Source organism: Bradyrhizobium sp. B097 (genome assembly GCF_038957035.1).
In the GTDB taxonomy this organism is placed as follows: domain Bacteria; phylum Pseudomonadota; class Alphaproteobacteria; order Rhizobiales; family Xanthobacteraceae; genus Bradyrhizobium.
Genome location: NZ_CP152412.1, coordinates 7,982,520 through 8,002,979, shown reverse-complemented (window position 1 = coordinate 8,002,979; position 20,460 = coordinate 7,982,520). Strand labels below are relative to the sequence as shown.

Genomic DNA, 20,460 nt, shown 5'->3' with positions numbered 1-20,460 from the left:
TCGGTTTCGAGCGAGGAAGAATCGGCAGCGTGATGCGATTTCTCACCACATTCCAGCTCGCCGACTTCATCGACACGCTGGTCAGCCTGACGACAGCTTTTGTGCTCGGCACCCTGATCGGAGCCGAGCGGCAGTACCGGCAGCGCACCGCTGGGTTGCGCACCAATGTGCTGGTCGCGGTCGGCGCGGCCGCCTTCGTCGACCTCGCGATGCATCTGGCCGGCGCCGACGGCGCGGTGCGGGTGATCGCCTATGTGGTGTCGGGGATCGGCTTCCTCGGCGCCGGCGTCATCATGAAGCAGGGCATGGACGTGCGCGGCCTCAACACCGCGGCGACGCTGTGGGCCTCGGCCGCGGTCGGCTCCTGCGCCGGCGCCGACCTGGTGGCGCAGGCGGCGGCGCTGACCGTGTTCGTGATCGCCGGCAACACGCTGCTGCGTCCGCTGGTCAACGCCATCAACCGCATCCCGCTGAACGAAAAGGCCTCGGAGGCGACCTACTACTTCAAGCTCGTGGTGACTCCCGAGGCGCTGCCCGACATGCGCGACCGCCTGGTCGAGAAGCTCGAGGCCGCGAACTATCCGGTCGCCGATGTCAACGTGGTCGAGGCCGGCGACGATTTCCTGGAGATCGTGGCGGAGCTGGTCTCGACCGCGGTCGACCCCAACGAGCTGAATGCCGTGGTGGTCGACCTGCAGCATCAGCCCGGCGTGCGGCACGTGACCTGGGAAATCAGCACCACGGATTGAGGCCGGGTTCCCGCAAGCTCTGCTCAGGAACCATGCCGTGGCCGGATCGTTGATCTCGCTGACAATCGCGGGTGAACGAGATGGTTGCGGATCGGACCAGGCTGCGGAACGACGTGCTGATCGCCTCCACGCTGGTGGTGGCGGGCGTTGCGATCGCGGCGCTGTCGCTGCACGCGATCAACGCTGCCCCGCAGGAGATGGCGCAGGCGACCCAGCCGCTGCAGACAACGCCGCCCGCCGAGTCAAAACCCGGCGGCGAGCGGCCGACCACGCCGGCGCCGGAGCCGGCGCGTCCCGACGCTGACGCGCAGAAGGCCGGCGCCAGGCCGGCGCTGCCGCCGGCGCCCGCCGAGAAGATCGCCCCGCCGATCGAGAAGAAATAGCCGCGTTCGGCCGGCGCATTGTGACGCGCATTTGACTGATGCTGCCGATTATACGGTCTCGCCTCCGCCCTCCGCGCCCGCCATAATCTACCGGCACACTAACGACAGATGGGGCACTTCATGAAGATCGAGGACGTCCGGCGCACCGCCTATTCGATGCCGCTCACCAACCCGTCGTTTCCGCCGGGACCGTACCGGTTCTTCGACCGCGAATATTTCATCATCACCTACAAGACCGACCCCGAGGCGCTGGCGGCCGTGGTGCCGGAGCCGCTCGAGGTCGCCGAGCCTGTCGTGAAGTACGAATTCATCCGCATGCCGGACTCGACCGGCTTCGGCGACTACACGGAGACCGGGCAGGTGATCCCGGTCCGCTTCAAGGGCGAGCTCGGGGCCTATACCCACGCGATGTATCTCGACGACGAGGCCCCGATCGCCGGCGGCCGCGAGCTCTGGGGATTTCCGAAAAAGCTGGCGCGGCCGAAGATTGCGGTCGAGAGCGACGTGCTGGTCGGCTCGCTGCATTACGGCTCGGTGCTCTGCGCCTCCGCCACGATGGGTTACAAGTACCACAAGGTCGATCACGACACGGTCTTGAACGCGATGAAGGCGCCGAACTTCATCCTGAAGATCATTCCGCATGTCGACGGCACGCCGCGGATCTGCGAGCTGGTGCGCTTCCATCTCGACGACATTACCTTGAAGGAGGCCTGGACAGGGCCCTCCGCGCTCGGCCTGTTTCCGCACGCGCTGTGCGACGTCGCCCGCCTGCCGGTGCGCGAAGTGGTCTCGGCGCTGCATTACAAGGCGGACCTGACGCTGGGGCTCGGCTCGGTCGCGTTCGACTACATGGCGAAGTGAGCGGCGCCAGACAGCAAAATGCCCGGCGCAAAGCCGGGCATTTTCGTTCTCAAGGTACGCTGTGCGGTCAGCGCACCAGGACGTTCTTGAACTGCCAGGGATCGCTGGTGTCGATATCTTCCGGGAACAGTCCCGGACGATCCGTCAGCGGGGTCCAGTCGGTGTAGAAACCTTTCACCGGGCCGAGATACGGCAGCTGGATTTCCAGCAGACGGTCGAAATCCATCTCGTCGGCTTCGACGATGCCTTCGTTCGGATTCTCCAGCGCCCACACCATGCCGCCGAGCACGGCGGAGGTCACCTGCAGGCCGGTCGCGTTCTGATAGGGCGCGAGTTTGCGGGTCTCCTCGATGGAGAGCTGCGAGCCGTACCAGTAGGCGTTGTTGTCGTGGCCGAACAGCAGCACGCCGAGTTCGTCGATGCCGTCGACGATTTCGTTCTCATCGAGGATGTGGTGCTTCTCCTGCATCTTCGCTGCGCGGCCGAACATTTCATGCAGCGACAACACGGCATCGTCAGCCGGATGATAGGCATAGTGGCACGTCGGCCGATAGATCGCCTTGCCCGATGCGTCATGCACCGTGAAGTAATCGGCGATCGAGATCGACTCGTTGTGGGTGACGAGGAAGCCGTACTGCGCGCCGCGGGTCGGGCACCAGGTCCGCACGCGTGTGTTGGCGCCGGGCTGCATCAGATAGATCGCTGCGCCGCAGCCGGCTTCATGGGTGTGCGCATTCTCGGGCATCCATTTTTCATGAGTGCCCCAACCGAGTTCGGACGGCTGCACGCCTTCCGACAGGAAACCTTCCACCGACCAGGTGTTGACGAAGACGTCAGGCTCCTTCGGCGACTTGGAGCGCTGGGTGTCGCGTTCGGCGATGTGGATGCCCTTGATGCCGGCCTGCCGCATCAAGTCCGCCCATTCGGCCTTGGTCTTCGGCTTGGGGGCATTGAGCTTTAGATCGGCGGCGACGTTGAGCAGCGCCTGCTTGACGAAAAACGAGACCATGCCGGGATTGGCGCCACAGCAGGAGACGGCCGTGGTCGAGCCCGCCGGACGCGCCTTCTTGGCGGCCAGCGTCACTTCGCGCAGGGCGTAGTTGGAGCGCGCTTCCGGGCCCTTCGACGAATCGAAGTAGAAGCCGAGCCAAGGCTCGTTGACGGTGTCGATATAAAGCGCGCCAAGCTCGTTGCAGAGCTCCATGATGTCGGTCGAGCCGGTATCGACCGACAGATTGACGCAAAAGCCCTGGCCGCCGCCTTCAGTGAGCAGCGGGGTCAGCAGGTCGCGATAATTGTCCTTGGTCACGGCCTGCTGGATGAACTTTACATTCTGCTTCTCGCAATGCGCCTTGCGGCCCTCGTCCTTGGGATCGATCACGGTGACGCGCGACTTGTCGTAATCGAGATGCCGCTCGATCATCGGCAACGTGCCTTTGCCGATCGAGCCGAAGCCGATCATGACAATGGGGCCGGTGATTTTCGCGTAGATCTGCGAGGAGGGGCTCATCATTTTCTCCAGGAGAGCGCCGAGCGGCGGGTAGAGTGGATCAGGGGTTGCGTCGCTTTGCGGTAACTTCGATCTCGACCTTCATCTCGGGCTTGTAGAGCCCCGCGACGATCAGCATCGTTGCGGCCGGGCGGATGTCGCCGAGAACCTCGCCGCAGACCGCGAAATGGGCATCCACGTCACTGATGTCAGTGAGGTAGTAGGTCGCGCGGACGATGTCGGCCATCGCGAAGCCGCCCTCTTTCAGGGCAGCCTCGATGGTCTTGAAGCAGTTCCGTGACTGGCTCGTGACATCATCAGGCATGGTCATGGTGGTGTAGTCGTAGCCGGTGGTTCCGGCAACGAAGGCGAGGTCGCCGTCGATCACGGCACGGCTGTAGCCAGCGGTCTTCTCGAACGGCGAGCCGGTGGAAATCAGGCGGCGGGACATGTCGGATCTCGGCTGAAAATGGCTTTGCTCGGGGTTTACGGGCATTTTCGGCGCCCGCGCAACCCCCAGATTCTGACCTGGGATTCCGGGCCTTGCGGCCCGGCGTTAGTGGGACTGCTGCGTGGTGTCCGGCGGCGACGGCGGCGTGCCGGTCCAGCGCCGGATCAGGATGTCCCGGACGATCATGACCGAGATCAGGACCAGCATGACCGTGGGGACGAGGCCGCGCCAACGCGGGCGCGCGCCATCGATTGCGGGAAGGTTCTCTGCCATGGCGCCCGCCTTACGCCGCGTGCGGCACGGCGAGCGGTGCCTTCCGGTTGCGGGTTGCCTTGCTCTTGGGCAGCGGTGCGCCGGTCGGCGTGATCATGCCCCAGGCGCCGTCCAGCGCGCCCTCGACAAGCTCGAGGCCGAGCAGCCGCTCGCGCTCGAATGCGCCCGGCAGCGACAATTCGCCGGTCCTCGCGGCGGTGAAGCCATAGCGGGCGTAATAGGGCGCATCGCCAAGCAGGATCACCGCGCCGTGGCCACGGGCCTTCGCCACGGCCAGCGCGCGCTGCATCAGCGCGGCGCCGACGCCGAGGCCGCGGCAGTCGTCGTCGACAGCCAGCGGCCCCAGCATCAGCGCGCTGCGGCCCCCCGCGCTGACGTGCCACAGCCGCACGGTTCCAACCAGCCGGCCGTCCTGGCGCACGGCCGCAAGGCTCAGGCCTTGGGCGGGCGCACGTCCGTCGCGCAGGCGCTGGCAAGTGCGGGCATGGCGGTTCTCGCCAAAGCAGGCATCCAGCAGCGCTTCGCGCGCGACGACGTCCGAGGCACGCTCCGCGCGGATCGCGAACGGGGCGGCTTTTCGGATGAGGGCAACGGGGGTGTTCCGTTTCGCAGTCATGGCACGTCAGTCCCCGCTTGCAACGGCATGTCGCACGCCGCGCAAGCGTCGTTCAGAAAAATCAAAAATGATCGGGAAGGAGCCGGCGGGGCCGGCTCCCGGTTTATCAGGCCTCGAAAAGGAGGCGGCTTAGATGTGGTAGGTCTTCAGCGGCGGAATGCCGTTGAACGCCACCGACGAGTAGGTCGACGTATAGGCGCCGGTGCCTTCGATCAGCAGCTTGTCGCCGATCTCGAGCGTCACCGGGAGCGGATACGGCAGCTTCTCGTACAGCACGTCGGCACTATCGCAGGTCGGGCCCGCGAGCACGCACGGCGTCATGTCCGCGCCGTCATGCGGGGTGCGGATGGCGTAGCGGATCGACTCGTCCATCGTCTCGGCGAGACCGCCGAACTTGCCGATGTCGAGATAGACCCAGCGCACCTCGTCCTCGTCGCTCTTCTTCGAGATCAGAACGACTTCGGTCTCGATGATGCCTGCATTGCCGACCATGCCGCGGCCCGGCTCGATGATCGTCTCCGGGATCTGGTTGCCGAAATGCTTGCGCAGCGCGCGGAAGATCGACCGGCCATACTGCAGGACCGGCGGAACGTCCTTGAGGTACTTGGTCGGGAAGCCACCGCCCATGTTGACCATGGTGAGGTTGATGCCGCGCTCGGCGCAGTCACGGAACACGGTCGAGGCCATCGCGAGCGCGCGGTCCCACGCCTTCACCTTGCGCTGCTGCGAGCCGACATGGAACGAGATGCCGCACGGCTCCAGCCCGAGGCGCTTGGCGAGGTCGAGCACGTCGACCGCCATCTCCGGGTCGCAGCCGAACTTGCGCGACAGCGGCCACTCGGCGCCGGCGCAGTCATAGAGGATGCGGCAAAACACCTTCGCGCCGGGAGCGGCGCGGGAGATCTTCTCGACCTCGGCGGCGCAGTCGACGGCGAACAGGCGAATGCCGAGCGCGAAGGCACGCGCGATGTCGCGCTCCTTCTTGATCGTGTTGCCATAGGAGATGCGGTCCGGCGTCGCACCGGCGGCCAGCGCCATCTCGATTTCCGCAACGGTCGCGGTGTCGAAGCAGGAGCCGAGCGAGGCGAGCAGCGCCAGCACCTCGGGCGCCGGGTTGGCCTTCACCGCGTAGAACACGCGGCTGTCCGGCAGCACCTTCGCGAAGGTCTGGTAATTGTCGCGCACGACCTCGAGGTCGACGACGAGGCACGGCTCGGTGTCGAGACCTTCGCTGCGGCGGTGACGCAGGAATTCCTGGATACGTTCGGTCATGGCACTCTCCAACGGCCCCAGCGACGGGATCCGCATCAACGTGACGTCGGATAAGAGTGCTCTGGCCGCATTGCGCGATGGAGGCGCAACGGAAGCCAAAAGACTCAAACCAGACTGTGCTGCCGTGGATTGGTTGGGAGAGTTTCCCGCCCGCACACCTGGCAATGAAGGACAAGCCTTTTCAGTAGCCCGCGCCGGCGTTGGACTGCCGGTAGAGACCAAAAAAGCCCGATCCGTCGTTGCTTTAAGTCGCGTCCCCCGTTGAGAGCGGGGTGCGCCGGTTCGCCTCCGGCTGCCAGTCACGGTTGCAAAGAGTGGTGAGACCTTCAACGGCATCCCTGGAGAGGGAGGCTGGCCGCCTCGTGTCCTGACGGACGTAAGCGACCCTCGGTTCTTCCACCCCTTGGCGGCTGTCCGGCCTCTTGTCCGGATACCTACCGACTGACACACGACCACAGGCACGTGCGAAATTGGGCAAGGCAGGAAATAAGTCTTTTGAATTCGCTTCGCAAGATTTTTTTTGCGATAGCGACAAATTTCCCTAACACGCGCTTGCGATGGCGCGCGCAGCAGGTGTTGAAGATGAACGGCTGTTAAGAATGACTAACGAAGCGTGTGCGTTTAAGCCCTGTGCCGCAGCGCTTTCTTGAATCGCTTCAGCTCACGCGCGACGCGTGAACGGCTCGACGCGCTGCGCCGCGCGGATGAAGGCGATCATGATCAGGACGCCGATGCCGAACAGCACGGCCTGCAGGATGTGTGCGCCGAAATCACCGAGCCCGAGCACGATCGCGAGCGCCCAGCCGCCGGCGAAGGCCGCGCCGAACACTTCCGCGCCGATCAGGATCGCCGCCGAAATCACGGTGATGACGCTCGGCCAGAGGATCCGGCTGGTGCCTGCGGTGGTGGGCTGCATGGTCATGGAATAGGTCCTGTTCAGGGGGCGCAATCTCTCCGAAAAGAGCCCATCTATCAAGCGCAAAAGGCCCAAAAATGCCGTATCGCGTGATATAGATTGGGCCGCATTTTCAAGGCGAAAAACGGGATATTCGATGTCAGAAACCAGCGCAGACGCTCACGCCAACCCCCTCCTGAAGGCATGGCAGACGCCGCTCGAGACGCCGCCCTTCGCCGAGATCAAGCCGGAGCATTTCCTCCCTGCCTTCGAGCAGGCCTTCGCCGACCATTCGGCTGAAGTGGCTGCGATTACCCATGATCCGGCGCTGCCCGACTTCGACAACACCATCACGGCGCTGGAGCGCTCCGGCAAGCTGCTGTCGAAGGTCTCGGCGGTGTTCTACGACTTGGTCTCGGCCCATTCGAGCCCTGCGATCCTCGAGATCGACAAGGAGGTGTCGCCCCGGATGGCGCGGCACTGGAATCCGATCATGATGAACGCTGTGCTGTTTGGCCGCATCGCGATGCTGCACGAGAAGCGCGCCTCGCTCGGCCTGACCGGCGAGCAGATGCGGCTGCTGGAGCGCACCTACACCCGCTTCCACCGCTCCGGCGCCGGGCTCGACGACGCGGCCAAGGCCCGCATGGCCGCGATCAACGAACGCCTCGCCCAGCTCGGCACCTCGTTCAGCCACCATCTGCTCGGCGACGAGCAGGAGTGGTCCATGGAGCTCGGCGAGGGCGACCGCGCCGGCCTCTCCGACACATATGTGGCGGCCGCCAAGGCTGCGGCGGAAGAGCGCGGCAAGGGTGGCAAGGCGATCGTGACGCTGTCACGCTCCTCGGTCGAGCCGTTCCTGCAGAGCTCGTCGCGCCGCGACCTGCGCGAGAAGGTCTACAAGGCCTTCACGGCCCGCGGCGACAACGGCAACACCAACGACAACAATGCGACCATCGTGGAGATCCTCTCGCTCCGCGAGGAGACCGCGAAGATCCTGGGCTTCCCGACCTACGCCGCCTACCGCCTCGAGGATTCCATGGCCAAGACGCCGGAGGCGGTGCGCGGCCTCTTGGAGCGGGTCTGGAAGCCGGCGCGGGCGCGGGCGCTCGCCGACCGCGATGCGCTGCAGGCGCTGATCGCTGAAGAGGGCGGCAATTTCACCCTGGCGGCCTGGGACTGGCGTTACTACGCCGAGAAGCTGCGCCAGGCCAAAGCCAATTTCGACGATTCCGCGATCAAGCCCTATCTGGTGCTCGACCACATGATCGAGGCCGCCTTCGACTGCGCCACCCGCCTGTTCGGCGTCACCTTCGCCGAGCGCAAGGACGTGCCGGTCTGGCACCCGGATGTGCGGGTGTGGGAGGTCACGGGCCGCGACGGCCAGCACAAGGCGCTGTTCTACGGCGACTACTTCGCGCGGCCCTCCAAGCGCTCCGGCGCCTGGATGACCTCGCTGCGCGACCAGCAGAAGCTCGACGGCGACGTCGCGCCGCTGGTCATCAATGTCTGCAACTTCGCCAAGGGCGCCGACGGCGCGCCGTCGCTGCTGTCGCCGGACGACGCGCGGACCCTGTTCCACGAGTTCGGCCATGGCCTGCACGGCATGCTCTCGGACGTGACCTATCCGTCGCTGTCGGGGACATCGGTTTTCACCGACTTCGTCGAGCTGCCCTCGCAGCTCTACGAGCACTGGCAGGAGCGGCCCGAGGTGCTGCAGCGCTTCGCCCGCCACTACCAGACCGGGGAGGCGCTGCCGGACGATCTGCTCAAGCGCTTCCTCGCCGCGCGCAAGTTCAACCAGGGCTTTGCCACCGTGGAGTTCGTCTCCTCGGCGCTGGTCGACCTCGAATTCCACACCCAGCCGGCGGCGGCGAGTCGCGACGTCCGCGCCTTCGAGCAGAAGGAGCTGGAGAAGATCGGCATGCCCGCCGAGATCTCGCTGCGGCACCGGCCGACCCAGTTCGGCCACATCTTCTCCGGCGACCACTATGCGTCCGGCTATTACAGCTACATGTGGTCGGAGGTGATGGACGCCGACGCGTTTGGCGCCTTCGAGGAGGCTGGCGACATCTTCGATCCCGCGACCGCCAAGCGGCTGCATGACGACATCTATTCGTCGGGCGGCTCGCGCGATCCGGAGGAGGCCTATGTCGCCTTCCGCGGCCGAGAGCCCGAGCCGGACGCGCTCTTGCGCCGTCGCGGCCTGCTCGAGACGCCCGAGGCGGCCTGAAGGTGCCCTCTCTGAACCGCCTGATCGCCGGGCTCGTGCTCGCGGTGTCCGTCGTGCTCGACACGGCGGCCGCCAAGGCCCACCCGCATGTCTGGATCGTGGCCAAAAGCGAGCTGATCTACGCGCCCGACGGCACCGTCACGGGGGTCCGCCACGCCTGGACCTTCGACGACATGTTCTCGACCTATGCGTTGCAGGGCATCGAGACCAAGGTGAAGGGCGCCTACAGCCGCGAGGAGCTGGCGCCGCTGGCGCAGACCAATGTCGAGTCGCTGAAGGAATACGCCTACTTCACCTTCGCCAAGGGCGACGGCAAGAAGCAGAAGTTCACCGAGCCGGTCGACTACTTCCTCGAATACAAGGACTCGGCGCTGACGCTGCACTTCACCTTGCCGGTGAAGACGCCGTTCAAGGCTAGGCAGCTCTCGCTCGAAGTGTTCGACCCGACCTACTTCATCGACTTCCAGTTCGCGGAGAAGGAGCCGGTCAAGCTGGTCGGCGCCGCGGCCGACTGCAAGTTGGCATTCGAGCGGCCGAATGACGGCACCGCCGCCGCGCAGAAGCTCGGCGAGCAGAACTTCCTCGACGGAAGTGCCGGCAATTTCGCGATGATGTTCGCCAACAAGATCACGGTGGATTGCCCATGACGCCGATCGCTTCCCGCGTGATGCGCGGCCTCGCCGTGTCCGCTGCTGTGCTGGCGGCATTCGCGGTGCTGGATGGTGCGGTGCATGCGCTGCTGGCGCAAAATCCGTTCGGCGCACCGCGCGCTGCGGAGCCGCAAGGCGGGATCGTCGGCTGGCTCTTGGCAAAGCAGTCGGAGTTTTACCGTGAGATGTCGGCGACCATCCGCGCCGCGAAATCCGACGGCTCTGCGGTCTGGACGCTGCTTGCGATCTCCTTTGCCTACGGGATCTTCCATGCCGCCGGCCCCGGCCACGGCAAGGCGGTGATCTCGTCCTACATGGTCGCCAATCGCGAGACCGCGCGGCGCGGCATCGTGCTGTCGTTCGCCTCGGCGCTGATGCAGTCGCTGGTCGCCGTTCTGATCGTCGGGGTCTGTGCCTGGCTGCTCAACGCGACGGCGAAGACCATGTGCGGGGCGGAGAAGGCGATCGAGATCGCGAGCTACGCGCTGATCGCGGCGTTCGGCGCCCGGCTGGTCTGGGTCAAGGGCGGCGGCTTCCTCCGCGCGCTCCAGGTGCCGCGGCCGGCGCTGGCGATGGCCGGCGCGCATCAGCATGATCACGACCACCATGATCACGATCACCACGACCACGTGCATGACAAGCATGGCCATCACCATGATCACGGCCACGATCACGGGCATGACGCGCAGCACGTCCATGACGAGCATTGCGGCCATTCGCACGGGCCGACGCCGGCCGAGCTCGCCGGTCCCGGCGGCTGGCGGCGCGGCCTTGGCGCAATCTTCACCGTCGGGATCCGGCCGTGCTCGGGCGCGATCCTGGTGCTGGTGTTCGCGCTGGCGCAGGGGCTGTTCTGGGCCGGCATTGCCGCGACCTTCGTGATGGGGCTCGGCACCGCCATCACGGTGGCCGCGATCGCGCTCGTCGCAGTGTCGGCGCGCGGCGTGGCCGAGCGATTGAGCGCGGCGCGCGACGGCGGCGGCATGGTGATCATGCGCGGCCTGGAGTTTGCCGCCGCTGCGCTGGTGCTGCTGTTCGGGCTCGGACTGTTGTTCGGCTACGTTGCGGCCGAACGAGCGACGTGCCTGTAGGGTCCTAACTCCAAGTAATCCGTCATCCTGAGAGCCTGACCGAAAAAGCAGTGAGTGATTTCAGTCGGCTGTGATTCCTTCGGATTTGCAAAGATTCGAGGGAGTGCACCATGCCATGGACCAAAATCACTCGTGCTCAGTATCTGCGGAACGGACTGCGCTATGCAAGCGACATGACCGACGCGGAGTGGCGTCTGATAGCCAGGAAGTTGCCGGGTCGGCGTCGATTGGGCCGCCCGCGGAAGGTTGATCTGCGCAAGGTAGTCGAGGCCATTTTGTTCATTCTGTCCACCGGCTGCCAATGGCGCGCTCTGCCGCGGGAGTTCCCGCCGTACTCGACGGTGCAAGGTTATTTCTATACTTGGCGCGATACTCGCCGATGGCACAGGATCGTGAAGGCTCTGGTCCGACAGGCACGGCGCAAACTCGGCCGCAAGCCGACACCGACGGCGGCCGTCATCGACAGTCAGAGCGCTTCGACGACACAAGCCGGCGGCCCGCGCGGCTTCGATCCGGGCAAACGTGTTAACGGACGTAAGCGGCACATCGTCACCGATACCAACGGTCTCTTGCTGGCCGTCCACGTTCACCCAGCCAATGTTCAGGACGTGCATGGTGCAGTCCCCTTACTGGAGCGCGTGCGAGAGCGCTTTCCGAAACTGCGTCATGTCTTTGCTGACCGGGTTTATCGCGGAAAGCAGCTTGTTGGCGCGCTCTCCCATTGCGGGCCATGGACCATTGAGATCGTTCAGCGGCCGCCTGGGGTCAAAGGCTTCCAGCTCTTACCACGACGCTGGGTCGTCGAGCGCACCTTCGCGTGGTTCGGCAGGTGTCGCCGCCTCTCCAGAGATTTCGAGGGCTCCGCCTCAACTGAGGTCGCCTGGCTCCTCGTAGCCCATCTCAGACTCTTGACCCGACGCCTCGCTACGCCCTGAAAATACTCAGCTCATTTGGAGTCAGACTCTGAGGAGGCGCGTCAGCGCCGTCTCGAAGGATCGACGGCCACCAGCGGGGCCGTGCATCCTTCGAGGCTCGCTCTGCTCGCACCTCAGGATGACGGATAACAGGGCTGCCTCGCTCAACTCGTCAGATATCCCCTGATCGCCGGCAGGAAGAAGATCGCGATGTTGATCGCAAAGCCGATGCTCCAGAGGATCGAGCGCAGTGTCGGGCGGTTGCCGATATAGGTGAGGACGTAGGCGATCCGCACGATCAGGAACAGTACCGCGAGCTCGTCGATCAGCCGCAGCGGCCCGACGCGGAATTCGGCGAGCAGCACGGCGAAGGCGAAGAACGGCAAGGCCTCGATGCCGTTCTGGTGGGCGCCGAGCGCGCGCGAGCGGATCGGGTCGTCGTAGAAGTCGGGATCGCGTGGTTTCGAATTGTCAAAACCGTGGATGCCGGGCCACTTCACCGATACGATCGTCAGCAGCGAGAGCAGCAGCGTCCCGAAGACGCACCATTCGGCGATCGTCATGGTTCCTCCCGATTCACGGACCGGAACGTAGCCAACCGGCACTCGGCTTGACAAGGTTGGAGCAACGCGCGAAGCCCAAAGCCCCCAAGCGAAGGACCTTAGGCGCAACGCCATCATGAGCACGGTGATCCCCTTCGAGAGCGCGAAGCCTGCCGCGGCGCCGAAGCCGGAACGCGTCGGCGTGCTGCTGGTCAATCTCGGCACGCCGGATACGGCCGATGCCGCGGGCGTGCGGGTCTATCTGAGGGAATTCCTGTCCGATCCGCGGGTGATCGAGAACCAGGGCCTGCTCTGGAAGCTGATCCTCAACGGCATCATTCTGCGCGTCCGCCCGGCCCGCAAGGCGCGCGACTATCTGAAGATCTGGAACACCGCGAAGAACGAGTCGCCGCTGAAGACCATCACGCGCTCACAGGCCGAAAAGCTGGCGGAGGCGATTGCCGATCACGATCACGTCGTAGTCGACTGGGCGATGCGCTATGGCAATCCGTCGATCAAGGAGCGCATCGAGGCGCTGGCGGCGCAGGGCTGCGGCCGGCTGCTGCTGGTGCCGCTCTATCCGCAATATTCGGCGGCGACGTCGGCGACGGTCTGCGACGAGGCGTTTCGCGTGCTGGCCGGCATGCGCGCGCAGCCGATCCTGCGGGTGACGCCGCCCTATTACGATGATCCTGACTACATCGAGGCGCTCGCGGTCTCGATCAATGACCATCTCGCGACGTTGCCGTTCCAGCCCGAGATCATCCTCGCATCGTTCCACGGCATGCCGAAGGAATATGTCGACAAGGGCGATCCCTATCAGGCGCAGTGCATCGCCACGACCGATGCGCTGCGCAAGCGGCTCGGGCTCGATGCCAATAGATTGATCCTCACCTTCCAGTCGCGCTTCGGCAATGCCGAGTGGCTGCAGCCCTATACCGACAAGACGGTCGAGAAGCTCGCCAAGGACGGCGTGCGGCGGATTGCCGTGGTCACGCCCGGCTTCTCCGCCGATTGCCTGGAGACGCTGGAGGAGATCGCGCAGGAGAATGCCGAGATCTTTCGGCACAATGGCGGCGAGCAGTTCGCGGCCATCCCCTGCCTCAACGACAGCGACGGCGGCATGGACGTGATCCGCCAGCTCGTGCTGCGCGAGCTTCAGGGCTGGATCTAGCACCGCTTGATCCAAGGGGGCTGGATCTGATTGTTAACGATCCGTGACACCGGACACCGCGCTTCGTTCAGCTTCGCTGCATCTCGTGTTCAGCTTGCGTGCATCTGGCAGTCCGACAACCCCTTCCTATGTGCTAGAGAGAACAACAGCCGGCTGAACCGGCGGAGCGGTCCTGCCGACCAATGCACGACCGTGCCTGGCGACGGTGTCGCGGGTCTCGCGGCGCCTTGGAGGACTTCATGACTGGCTTCGATATTTTCGCGATCGCGCTTGTTCTTCTCGTCATCGTCACGCTGTTCGCCGGCATCAAGACCGTGCCGCAGGGCTATGACTGGACCATCGAGCGGTTCGGCAAATACACCCGCACGCTGTCGCCCGGCCTCAATCTGATCGTGCCCTACTTCGATCGCATCGGGCGCAAGATGAACATGATGGAGCAGGTGATCAACATCCCCGAGCAGGAGGTGATCACCAAGGACAACGCCACCGTGACGGTGGACGGCGTTGCGTTCTTCCAGGTGTTCGATGCGGCGAAGGCGAGCTACGAGGTCGCCAATCTCAACCAGGCGATTATCGTCCTGACCATGACCAACATCCGCTCGGTGATGGGCTCGATGGATCTCGACCAGGTGCTGTCGCATCGCGACGAGATCAACGAGCGGCTGCTGCGCGTGGTCGACGCAGCGGTCTCGCCCTGGGGCCTCAAGGTCAACCGAATCGAGATCAAGGACATCGTGCCGCCGGCCGACCTCGTCGAGGCGATGGGCCGGCAGATGAAGGCCGAGCGCGTCAAGCGCGCCGACATCCTGCAGGCCGAGGGCCAGCGGCAGTCCGAGATCCTGCGCGCCGAGGGCGCCAAGCAGGGCCAGATCCTGCAGGCTGAAGGCCGCAAGGAGGCTGCGTTCCGCGACGCCGAGGCGCGCGAGCGCTCCGCCGAAGCCGAGGCGAGAGCCACCCAGATGGTCAGCGATGCCATCGCCAAGGGCGATGTCGCCGCGCTGAACTATTTCATCGCCGACAAATACATCAAGGCGTTCGGGCAATTGGCCGATTCGCCGAACCAGAAAGTGCTGATGCTGCCGATCGAGGCGACCAGCATCCTCGGCTCGCTCGCCGGCATTGGCGAGATCGCCAAGGCCACCTTCGGCGAGAGTGCCGCATCCGCGGCGGCCGCCGCACGGCGCGGCGGATCGGTGCCGTCGGCCGGTCCAACGCCGCCACCGCCGGTGCCGCCGCAGCGGTAGAGGGCGTGACGGCGTACTTACTTCACCTCTCCCCTTGTGGGAGAGGTCGGATTGCATCGCTAGATGCAATCCGGGTGAGGGGTCTCTTTCCGCGGAGAGACTGTCACCCCTCATCCCAACCCTCTCCCACAAGGGGAGAGGGAGCTCACCTCCGCTGTGGAGGCATTGTAGAGGTCACGTCATGGCCGAGATGTTTTCGTCATTGGGTACCTGGAACTGGCTGATCTTCGGCTTCATCCTGATGGCGCTGGAGCTTGCGGCACCCGGGGTGTTCCTGTTCTGGCTCGGGCTAGCGGCGCTGCTGGTCGGCCTGCTATCGTTCGTCTTCACGCCGTCCTGGCAGACGCAGCTCCTGATGTTCGCGGTGTTCGCCGCGCTCGCGGTGCCGGCGTGGCGGCATTTTGCCAGGGGCGCGACCGAGGCAAGCAAGACCAATCCGTTCCTCAACCGCCGCAACGAAGCCCTGGTCGGCCGCGAATTCACGCTGGAGAAGCCGATCGTCGATGGCTCGGGCACGGTGCGGATCGACGACACGGTCTGGCGCGTCGCCGGCCCCGATGCGCCGGCCGGCAGCCGCGTGAAAGTGGTCCGCGCCGACGGCGCGAGCCTGACGGTGGCGATCGCTTAGGCTCGCTAAGCTAGGCTCTTGCTTACCTCGCCCCGCTTGCGGGGAGAGGTCGGATCGCATCGTTAGATGCGATCCGGGTGAGGGGGTACAGGTCTCAACTATCGGCTCGCTCGCGGAGGGAGCCCCTCACCCCAACCCTCTCCCCGTAAGAACGGGGAGAGGGAGAGAATTAGCGCTTGCTCCAGCGCTCGGCGAAGCGATTGAGCGGGGTGAAGGTCGCAAACAGCTCCCGGCCGAGCGCGGTGAGGCTGTAACCGTCATCTGTCAGCTCGACGAAGCCGGCCTCGCGCAGCTCGGTCAACCGCGTCTGCAGGATCGTCGGTGACGCCTCGTCGCAGGCGGTGCGTAGCGCGCGCGAGGTCAGCGCGCCCTCGCGCAGCTCCCAGACGATGCGCAAGGTCCAGCGCCGTCCGAGCAGATCGAGCAGCGCCATGATCGGGCGGCCGGTCCGTGAGCCGCGGACGCCGGATTTTGCGGTCGGAACCTGCTTCGCCATATCGCGAATCCCCCATGAATCTCGCTTGCGTCAATCGCTACAGATATTGTAGCGTAACGCTACAGTAAATGTAGCAGCGAGATCTGCCCATGTCACGCATCGCACCGCTCGATCCGCCTTACGCCGCGGACGTTCAACAGCATTTCGATCGCATCATGCGCGGCAAGCCGCCGCTGGTGCTGTTCCGCATGATGGCGGGCCATCCGCGCGCCTGGGAGAAATTCCGCGGCGGCAGCCTGCTGGACCGTGGGCCGCTGCCCTTGCGGGAGCGCGAGATCGTGATCGACCGCACCTGCGCGCTCAATGCATGCGAATATGAATGGGGCGTGCATGTCACCGCGTTCGGCGCCGCCGCCGGGTTGTCGGAGCAGCAGGTCCACGCCACCGTGCGTGGTGCGGCCGATGCCGACTGCTGGTCGCCGGCCGAACAGGCGATGATCGCGGCGGTTGACGCGCTGCATGCGCGGGCGACGCTGGATGACGCGGAGTACGCGGCGCTGTCGGCGCATTATGATGACGACCAGGTGCTGGAGATCATCCTGCTGTGCGGCTTCTACCGCACCGTCTCCTACCTCGCCAACGCGCTGGCGCTGCCGCTTGAGGCGACCGCGGCGCGGTTTCCGAGGTAATCGTCATTCCGGGGCGGCGCGAAGCGGCGAGCCCGGAATCCATAACCATCATCGTGAGTATGGATTCCGGGCTCGCGCCAAGAGGCGCGCCCCGGAATGACAAAGCGAAATTACGCCACGCCGGCGCGCAGCAGATCGTGCAGATGGACGATGCCGACCGGCTTCTTCGCATCGGTCACGATCAGCGTTGTGATCTTCGAGGCGTTGAGCAGTTCCAGCGCTTCGCCGGCCAGCGTGTCGCGGCCGATCGTCTTCGGCGTCTTGGTCATGACCTCGTCGACCGACAGCGTCAAAAGGTCGGGGCGCGTCAGCTGCCGGCGCAGATCGCCGTCGGTGACGATGCCGACGAGATGGCCGTGGTGGTCGACGATGCCGACGCAGCCGAAGCCCTTCGAGGTCATCTCGACCAGCGCGTCAGACATCTTGGTACCGAGCGGCTTCAGCGGCAGCGCCTCGCCGCTGTGCATCAGGTCGCGGGCAAATTTCAGGAGCGCGCCGAGCTTGCCGCCCGGATGCAGCACGCTGAAATCGGTCGAGGTGAAGCCGCGGCCTTCGAGCAGCGCGATCGCCAACGCATCGCCAAGCGCCAGCATCATCAGCGAGGACGTGGTCGGCGCCAGATTATGCGGGCAGGCCTCGCGCGCCTTCGGCAGCGTCAGCTGCACGTCGGCCGCCTTGCTCAGCGTCGAGTCCTTGTCGGCGGTCATCGCGATCAGCGGGATGCCGAAGCGCGCCGCATAGGCGATCAGATTGCGCATCTCCGGCTGCTCGCCGGACCATGACAGCGCCAGGATCGCGTCGTCGGCCGTGATCATGCCGAGATCGCCGTGGCTGGCTTCGGCGGCGTGCACGAAGAACGCCGGCGTGCCGGTGGAGGCGAAGGTCGCGGCGATCTTGCGGCCGATATGGCCAGACTTGCCGAGCCCGGTGACGATCAGCCGCCCCTTGGCCTTGCGGATCAGTCCGGCCGCCGCCGTGAACGCCGCGCCGAGGTCGGACTTGAGCGCCGCAGAGAGCGCAGCGACGCCGCTTGCTTCGGCATCGAGGGTGCGGAGCGCCGATTGAACGGCGCCGTCATCGGGGCCGGATGATTTGGTCATCAGCGGTTTCGATTTGGCCATTTCGGATTCCAGGGGAGGGGTTTTGCACCCGGGCGTCTCCCTTAGCACGTTCGATTCCGCGATGCGACGCGCGGCGGCGGATCCTCAACGGCTCATTAACCATAATTGTTTTAACTCCATTAACGACGTTTTTCGCCGCCCGGCGGGATGCGTACGTCAAGTACATGGATTCGTTGGAGTATTTCCATCGTGTTGCGGCGGCCAGCAAGCGGCCCAAATCGGCGCGAGTGCTTCATTCGCGTGGCTGTGCCATGCCTTTTGCTGACTGCTCTTGCGCTGACCGCGACGATCGGGCTCGCCAACGCCCAGACCGTGACGCCCGATTTGTTCAGCCCGAGCCGCCAGAGCCAGGTGATCACACAGGATTCGCCGCTGCGCCGGACCACGGCCGATGCCATGGATCCGCTCAACGGCTTGAGGCTGCCCGACGCCGATCCCGGCCGGCGTGCCTCGTCGTCGGCATCAACGTCGGAGCGCGTCGGACAGGTCCCGACCTACGGTCTCCCCGCCGCGAATGGCGCCGCGACATCAGGCTATGACTCGCTCAATCGGAAGCGCCTGAAGCCGAAATATTATCCGGGCCAGGCCAAGCCGAAGCCGCCGCCGGGACCCGGCTCGCCGGTGCCCACGCCACAGCCGTTGACCGCGGCCGGGCAGTTGCGGCTGTCGATCCCGCCGTCGGAGACCGCGAGCAAGCCGCCGCTGCCGCCGGCGATGGCCGGCACCATCGTCGGCCAGCCGCCGCGCAGGCGGCTCAAGCTCGACGACGATCCGTTCGGCGCGGTCGGCGACTACGCCGGCTCGTTCATGGTCAAGACGGCGGTCGAGGTGATGGCCGGCTACGACACCAATCCGGGCCGTCTGAATTCGCCGCAGGGCAAGGCGTTCTACATGGTCGCGCCGGAATTCGTCGCGATGTCGGACTGGGAGCGCCACGCCGTCGTCGCCGATCTGCGCGGCTCGTTCACCGGCTACGGCTCCCAGCTCACGCCGATTGACGGCACGCCGCTGTCGGCGCCGCTCGACGTCGACCGTCCGAGCTTCACCGGCCATATCGACGGCCGTCTCGATGTGTCGAGGGATACGCATCTGACGGCGCAGGCCCGCTTGCTGGTTTCGACCGACAATCCCGGCAGCCCGAACGTGCAGGCCGGCCTCGCCAAATATCCGCTCTACTCCACGGTCGGCGGCACCTTCGGCATCGACCAGCACTTCAACCGCATGCAGGTCTCGCTCGGCGGCACCGTCGACCGCACCGACTACCAATGGTCGAAGCTGACCGACGGCACCTCGTCGTCGAACGACGACCGCAACTTCACGCAATATGGCGGCATCGGCCGCGTCAGCTATGAGCTCAACCCGGCGGTAAAGCCCTTCATCGAAGTGGAGGGCGACAGTCGCTTCCACGATCTCTATTTCGACCGTTCCGGCTACGCTCGCAATTCGTCGGGTGGTTACGCCAAGGTCGGCACCTCGTTCGAATTCACGCGGATTCTGTTCGGCGAAATCTCGATCGGCTACGCGGCGCGCGATTACGTCGACCCACGGCTCAACCGGCTCGAGGGCCTGCTCACGACGGCGTCGCTGACCTGGACCGCGACGCCGCTGACCACGGCGAAATTCTATTCCGACACCCAGCTCGGCGAGACCACGCTGCCCGGCACCTCCGGCGTGCTGTCGCGCACCTACACCGTCGAGGTCGACCACGACTTCCGCCGCTGGCTGACCGGCATCGGCAAATTCACCTACGGCACGCTCGACTACCAGGGCGACAACCGCAACGACACGATCTACTCGGTCTCCGCCGACCTGATCTACAAGATGACCCGCAGCCTCTGGATCAAGGGCACGCTGCGCCGCGACTGGCTGGATTCGAACCTGGCCGGACAGAGCTCGGCATCGACGGTCGTGATGCTCGGCGTGCGGGTGCAGAACTAGCTGATTTCGCTTCCGGTGCAGTGTCACATCCAGCCGGCAGCGCGCAGCAGCTCGGGCACCTTATCGAGCGCGCTGGCCGTTGCGTTCGGCACATAGTCCGGCAAGGGCTGCCGCCCCGTGCCACGATCGATCCAGATGCTCCGAAAGCCGAGTTCGCGAGCAGCCGCGAGGTCGAGATGCGGGCTGGCGCAGACATGCAGGAGCCTGTCCTTGCCGACACCGATGGCGTTCCAGGCGTGTTGGAAGATCCGCGCGGACGGCTTGTAGGCTTCGGCCTGCTCGGCGGTGATGACGCGATCGATATGGCCGCCGAGTTGCGCGACGTTGCCGGCGATGATCGCATCATCGGTGTTGGAGATGATCGCAAGCTTCAAGCCCGCTGCCTTGAGGCGGCCCAGCGTCCCGACTACCTCTGGGAAAGGAGGCATCGCACTGATCGACGATGTCAAAATCTCCGCGTGACTCGCTTCGAAGGGCAGCGCCAGCTCCGCCATCGTCAGGCGCAACGCTTCGGCACTGACGTCCTTGAAAGACATATGCGGGCGCTGCTACTCCAGCCGATGCTCATGGCGGTCGTGGATCGCGATGAGCTCATTCGGATCGACCGATCCTCCGCTGCTGGAAAGGATGCTGCGAACCGCAGCAGCCAGGCCTTCGTCCCATTGGATCAGCGTCCCGTAGCAATCGAAGGTCAGCCATTCCGGTCGCGGTCCTGCCAGCATCGTCCCAATTCCTCGCCATGCATGGCGATCCTGACAGGTGGGACGGGCATGGTGAAATTAATTCAACCAATGATCTCGATTAAGAATGC

21 protein-coding genes and 1 pseudogene are annotated in these 20,460 nt (G+C 65.1%); 12 read left to right on the top strand and 10 right to left on the bottom strand.

All coding sequences use genetic code 11. The features are described 5' to 3' along the window. The first annotated feature begins 32 nt into the window (after window positions 1–32). The 3 genes from AAFG07_RS36780 to AAFG07_RS36770 all read left to right on the top strand — a co-directional run bounded on the left by AAFG07_RS36780 (window position 33) and on the right by AAFG07_RS36770 (window position 1,993). On the top strand, window positions 33–749 hold the full coding sequence (locus tag AAFG07_RS36780) for an MgtC/SapB family protein (RefSeq protein ID WP_342729351.1): 717 nt from the start codon (window positions 33–35) through the stop codon (window positions 747–749). Between the two features lie 80 nt (window positions 750–829). Next, the gene (locus AAFG07_RS36775) at window positions 830–1,132 is read left to right on the top strand and encodes a hypothetical protein (RefSeq protein ID WP_342724518.1); all 303 of its coding nucleotides are present in this window, start codon (window positions 830–832) and stop codon (window positions 1,130–1,132) included. Window positions 1,133–1,252: 120 nt separating this feature from the next. Next, window positions 1,253–1,993 (top strand): acetoacetate decarboxylase, encoded by a 741-nt coding sequence (locus AAFG07_RS36770; protein WP_171948001.1) that lies wholly within the window; start codon window positions 1,253–1,255, stop codon window positions 1,991–1,993. A gap of 67 nt (window positions 1,994–2,060) precedes the next feature. Here the strand turns inward: AAFG07_RS36770 and AAFG07_RS36765 are convergent, their stop codons facing one another. The 6 genes from AAFG07_RS36765 to AAFG07_RS36740 form a co-directional block, all read right to left on the bottom strand. Beyond that, on the bottom strand, window positions 2,061–3,503 hold the full coding sequence (locus AAFG07_RS36765) for a homospermidine synthase (protein WP_342724517.1): 1,443 nt from the start codon (window positions 3,501–3,503) through the stop codon (window positions 2,061–2,063). Window positions 3,504–3,543: 40 nt separating this feature from the next. Beyond that, a complete protein-coding gene (locus AAFG07_RS36760; protein WP_342724516.1) occupies window positions 3,544–3,933 on the bottom strand; it encodes a RidA family protein in 390 nt (129 codons plus the stop codon). A 105-nt stretch (window positions 3,934–4,038) separates the two neighbouring features. Beyond that, window positions 4,039–4,206, bottom strand: a complete 168-nt coding sequence (locus AAFG07_RS36755) for a hypothetical protein (RefSeq protein ID WP_342724515.1) — start codon at window positions 4,204–4,206, stop codon at window positions 4,039–4,041. Between the two features lie 10 nt (window positions 4,207–4,216). Continuing rightward, window positions 4,217–4,822, bottom strand: a complete 606-nt coding sequence (locus tag AAFG07_RS36750; protein ID WP_342724514.1) for an N-acetyltransferase — start codon at window positions 4,820–4,822, stop codon at window positions 4,217–4,219. A 129-nt stretch (window positions 4,823–4,951) separates the two neighbouring features. After that, entirely contained in the window at window positions 4,952–6,094 is a 1,143-nt protein-coding gene (locus AAFG07_RS36745) for a type III PLP-dependent enzyme (RefSeq protein ID WP_097676670.1), read from the bottom strand. Between the two features lie 661 nt (window positions 6,095–6,755). Continuing rightward, a complete protein-coding gene (locus AAFG07_RS36740; RefSeq protein WP_342729350.1) occupies window positions 6,756–7,010 on the bottom strand; it encodes a hypothetical protein in 255 nt (84 codons plus the stop codon). 136 nt (window positions 7,011–7,146) lie between these two features. Between AAFG07_RS36740 and AAFG07_RS36735 the strand changes: the two genes are divergently transcribed. From AAFG07_RS36735 to AAFG07_RS36720, 4 genes are all read left to right on the top strand, one after another. Further along, entirely contained in the window at window positions 7,147–9,222 is a 2,076-nt protein-coding gene (locus AAFG07_RS36735; protein ID WP_342724513.1) for a M3 family metallopeptidase, read from the top strand. An 11-nt stretch (window positions 9,223–9,233) separates the two neighbouring features. Then, window positions 9,234–9,869, top strand: coding sequence for a DUF1007 family protein (locus AAFG07_RS36730; protein ID WP_342729349.1), 636 nt, complete (start codon window positions 9,234–9,236; stop codon window positions 9,867–9,869). Beyond that, window positions 9,866–10,963 (top strand): nickel/cobalt transporter, encoded by a 1,098-nt coding sequence (locus AAFG07_RS36725; RefSeq protein WP_342724512.1) that lies wholly within the window; start codon window positions 9,866–9,868, stop codon window positions 10,961–10,963. Before AAFG07_RS36730 ends, AAFG07_RS36725 begins: the two co-directional genes overlap by 4 nt. A gap of 110 nt (window positions 10,964–11,073) precedes the next feature. Continuing rightward, window positions 11,074–11,898, top strand: a complete 825-nt coding sequence (locus AAFG07_RS36720) for an IS5 family transposase (protein ID WP_342722065.1) — start codon at window positions 11,074–11,076, stop codon at window positions 11,896–11,898. A 143-nt stretch (window positions 11,899–12,041) separates the two neighbouring features. On the opposite strand, the gene AAFG07_RS36715 is transcribed toward AAFG07_RS36720, so the two are convergent. After that, window positions 12,042–12,440, bottom strand: a complete 399-nt coding sequence (locus AAFG07_RS36715) for an MAPEG family protein (RefSeq protein ID WP_342724511.1) — start codon at window positions 12,438–12,440, stop codon at window positions 12,042–12,044. Between the two features lie 115 nt (window positions 12,441–12,555). On the opposite strand from AAFG07_RS36715, the gene hemH reads away from it, so the two are divergent. The 3 genes from hemH to AAFG07_RS36700 all read left to right on the top strand — a co-directional run bounded on the left by hemH (window position 12,556) and on the right by AAFG07_RS36700 (window position 15,465). Then, the gene (gene hemH / locus AAFG07_RS36710) at window positions 12,556–13,593 is read left to right on the top strand and encodes a ferrochelatase (protein ID WP_342724510.1); all 1,038 of its coding nucleotides are present in this window, start codon (window positions 12,556–12,558) and stop codon (window positions 13,591–13,593) included. A 239-nt stretch (window positions 13,594–13,832) separates the two neighbouring features. Next, on the top strand, window positions 13,833–14,837 hold the full coding sequence (locus AAFG07_RS36705; RefSeq protein WP_342724509.1) for an SPFH domain-containing protein: 1,005 nt from the start codon (window positions 13,833–13,835) through the stop codon (window positions 14,835–14,837). Window positions 14,838–15,018: 181 nt separating this feature from the next. After that, window positions 15,019–15,465, top strand: coding sequence for an NfeD family protein (locus AAFG07_RS36700; RefSeq protein WP_342724508.1), 447 nt, complete (start codon window positions 15,019–15,021; stop codon window positions 15,463–15,465). 169 nt (window positions 15,466–15,634) lie between these two features. Here the strand turns inward: AAFG07_RS36700 and AAFG07_RS36695 are convergent, their stop codons facing one another. Continuing rightward, window positions 15,635–15,961 carry a helix-turn-helix domain-containing protein gene (locus tag AAFG07_RS36695; RefSeq protein ID WP_342724507.1) on the bottom strand — a complete coding sequence of 109 codons (327 nt, stop codon included), beginning with the start codon at window positions 15,959–15,961 and terminating at the stop codon, window positions 15,635–15,637. An 89-nt stretch (window positions 15,962–16,050) separates the two neighbouring features. Here AAFG07_RS36695 and AAFG07_RS36690 point away from each other — a divergent pair, with 89 nt between their 5' ends. Next, the gene (locus tag AAFG07_RS36690; protein ID WP_342724506.1) at window positions 16,051–16,590 is read left to right on the top strand and encodes a carboxymuconolactone decarboxylase family protein; all 540 of its coding nucleotides are present in this window, start codon (window positions 16,051–16,053) and stop codon (window positions 16,588–16,590) included. A gap of 110 nt (window positions 16,591–16,700) precedes the next feature. Here AAFG07_RS36690 and AAFG07_RS36685 read toward each other — a convergent pair whose 3' ends face one another. Beyond that, window positions 16,701–17,711, bottom strand: coding sequence for a KpsF/GutQ family sugar-phosphate isomerase (locus tag AAFG07_RS36685; protein ID WP_342724505.1), 1,011 nt, complete (start codon window positions 17,709–17,711; stop codon window positions 16,701–16,703). A gap of 261 nt (window positions 17,712–17,972) precedes the next feature. Here AAFG07_RS36685 and AAFG07_RS36680 point away from each other — a divergent pair, with 261 nt between their 5' ends. Next, a complete protein-coding gene (locus AAFG07_RS36680; protein WP_342729348.1) occupies window positions 17,973–19,649 on the top strand; it encodes an outer membrane beta-barrel protein in 1,677 nt (558 codons plus the stop codon). A gap of 23 nt (window positions 19,650–19,672) precedes the next feature. Here AAFG07_RS36680 and AAFG07_RS36675 read toward each other — a convergent pair. Further along, a pseudogene (locus AAFG07_RS36675) lies at window positions 19,673–20,371 on the bottom strand (haloacid dehalogenase type II). Window positions 20,372–20,460 lie beyond the last annotated feature (89 nt).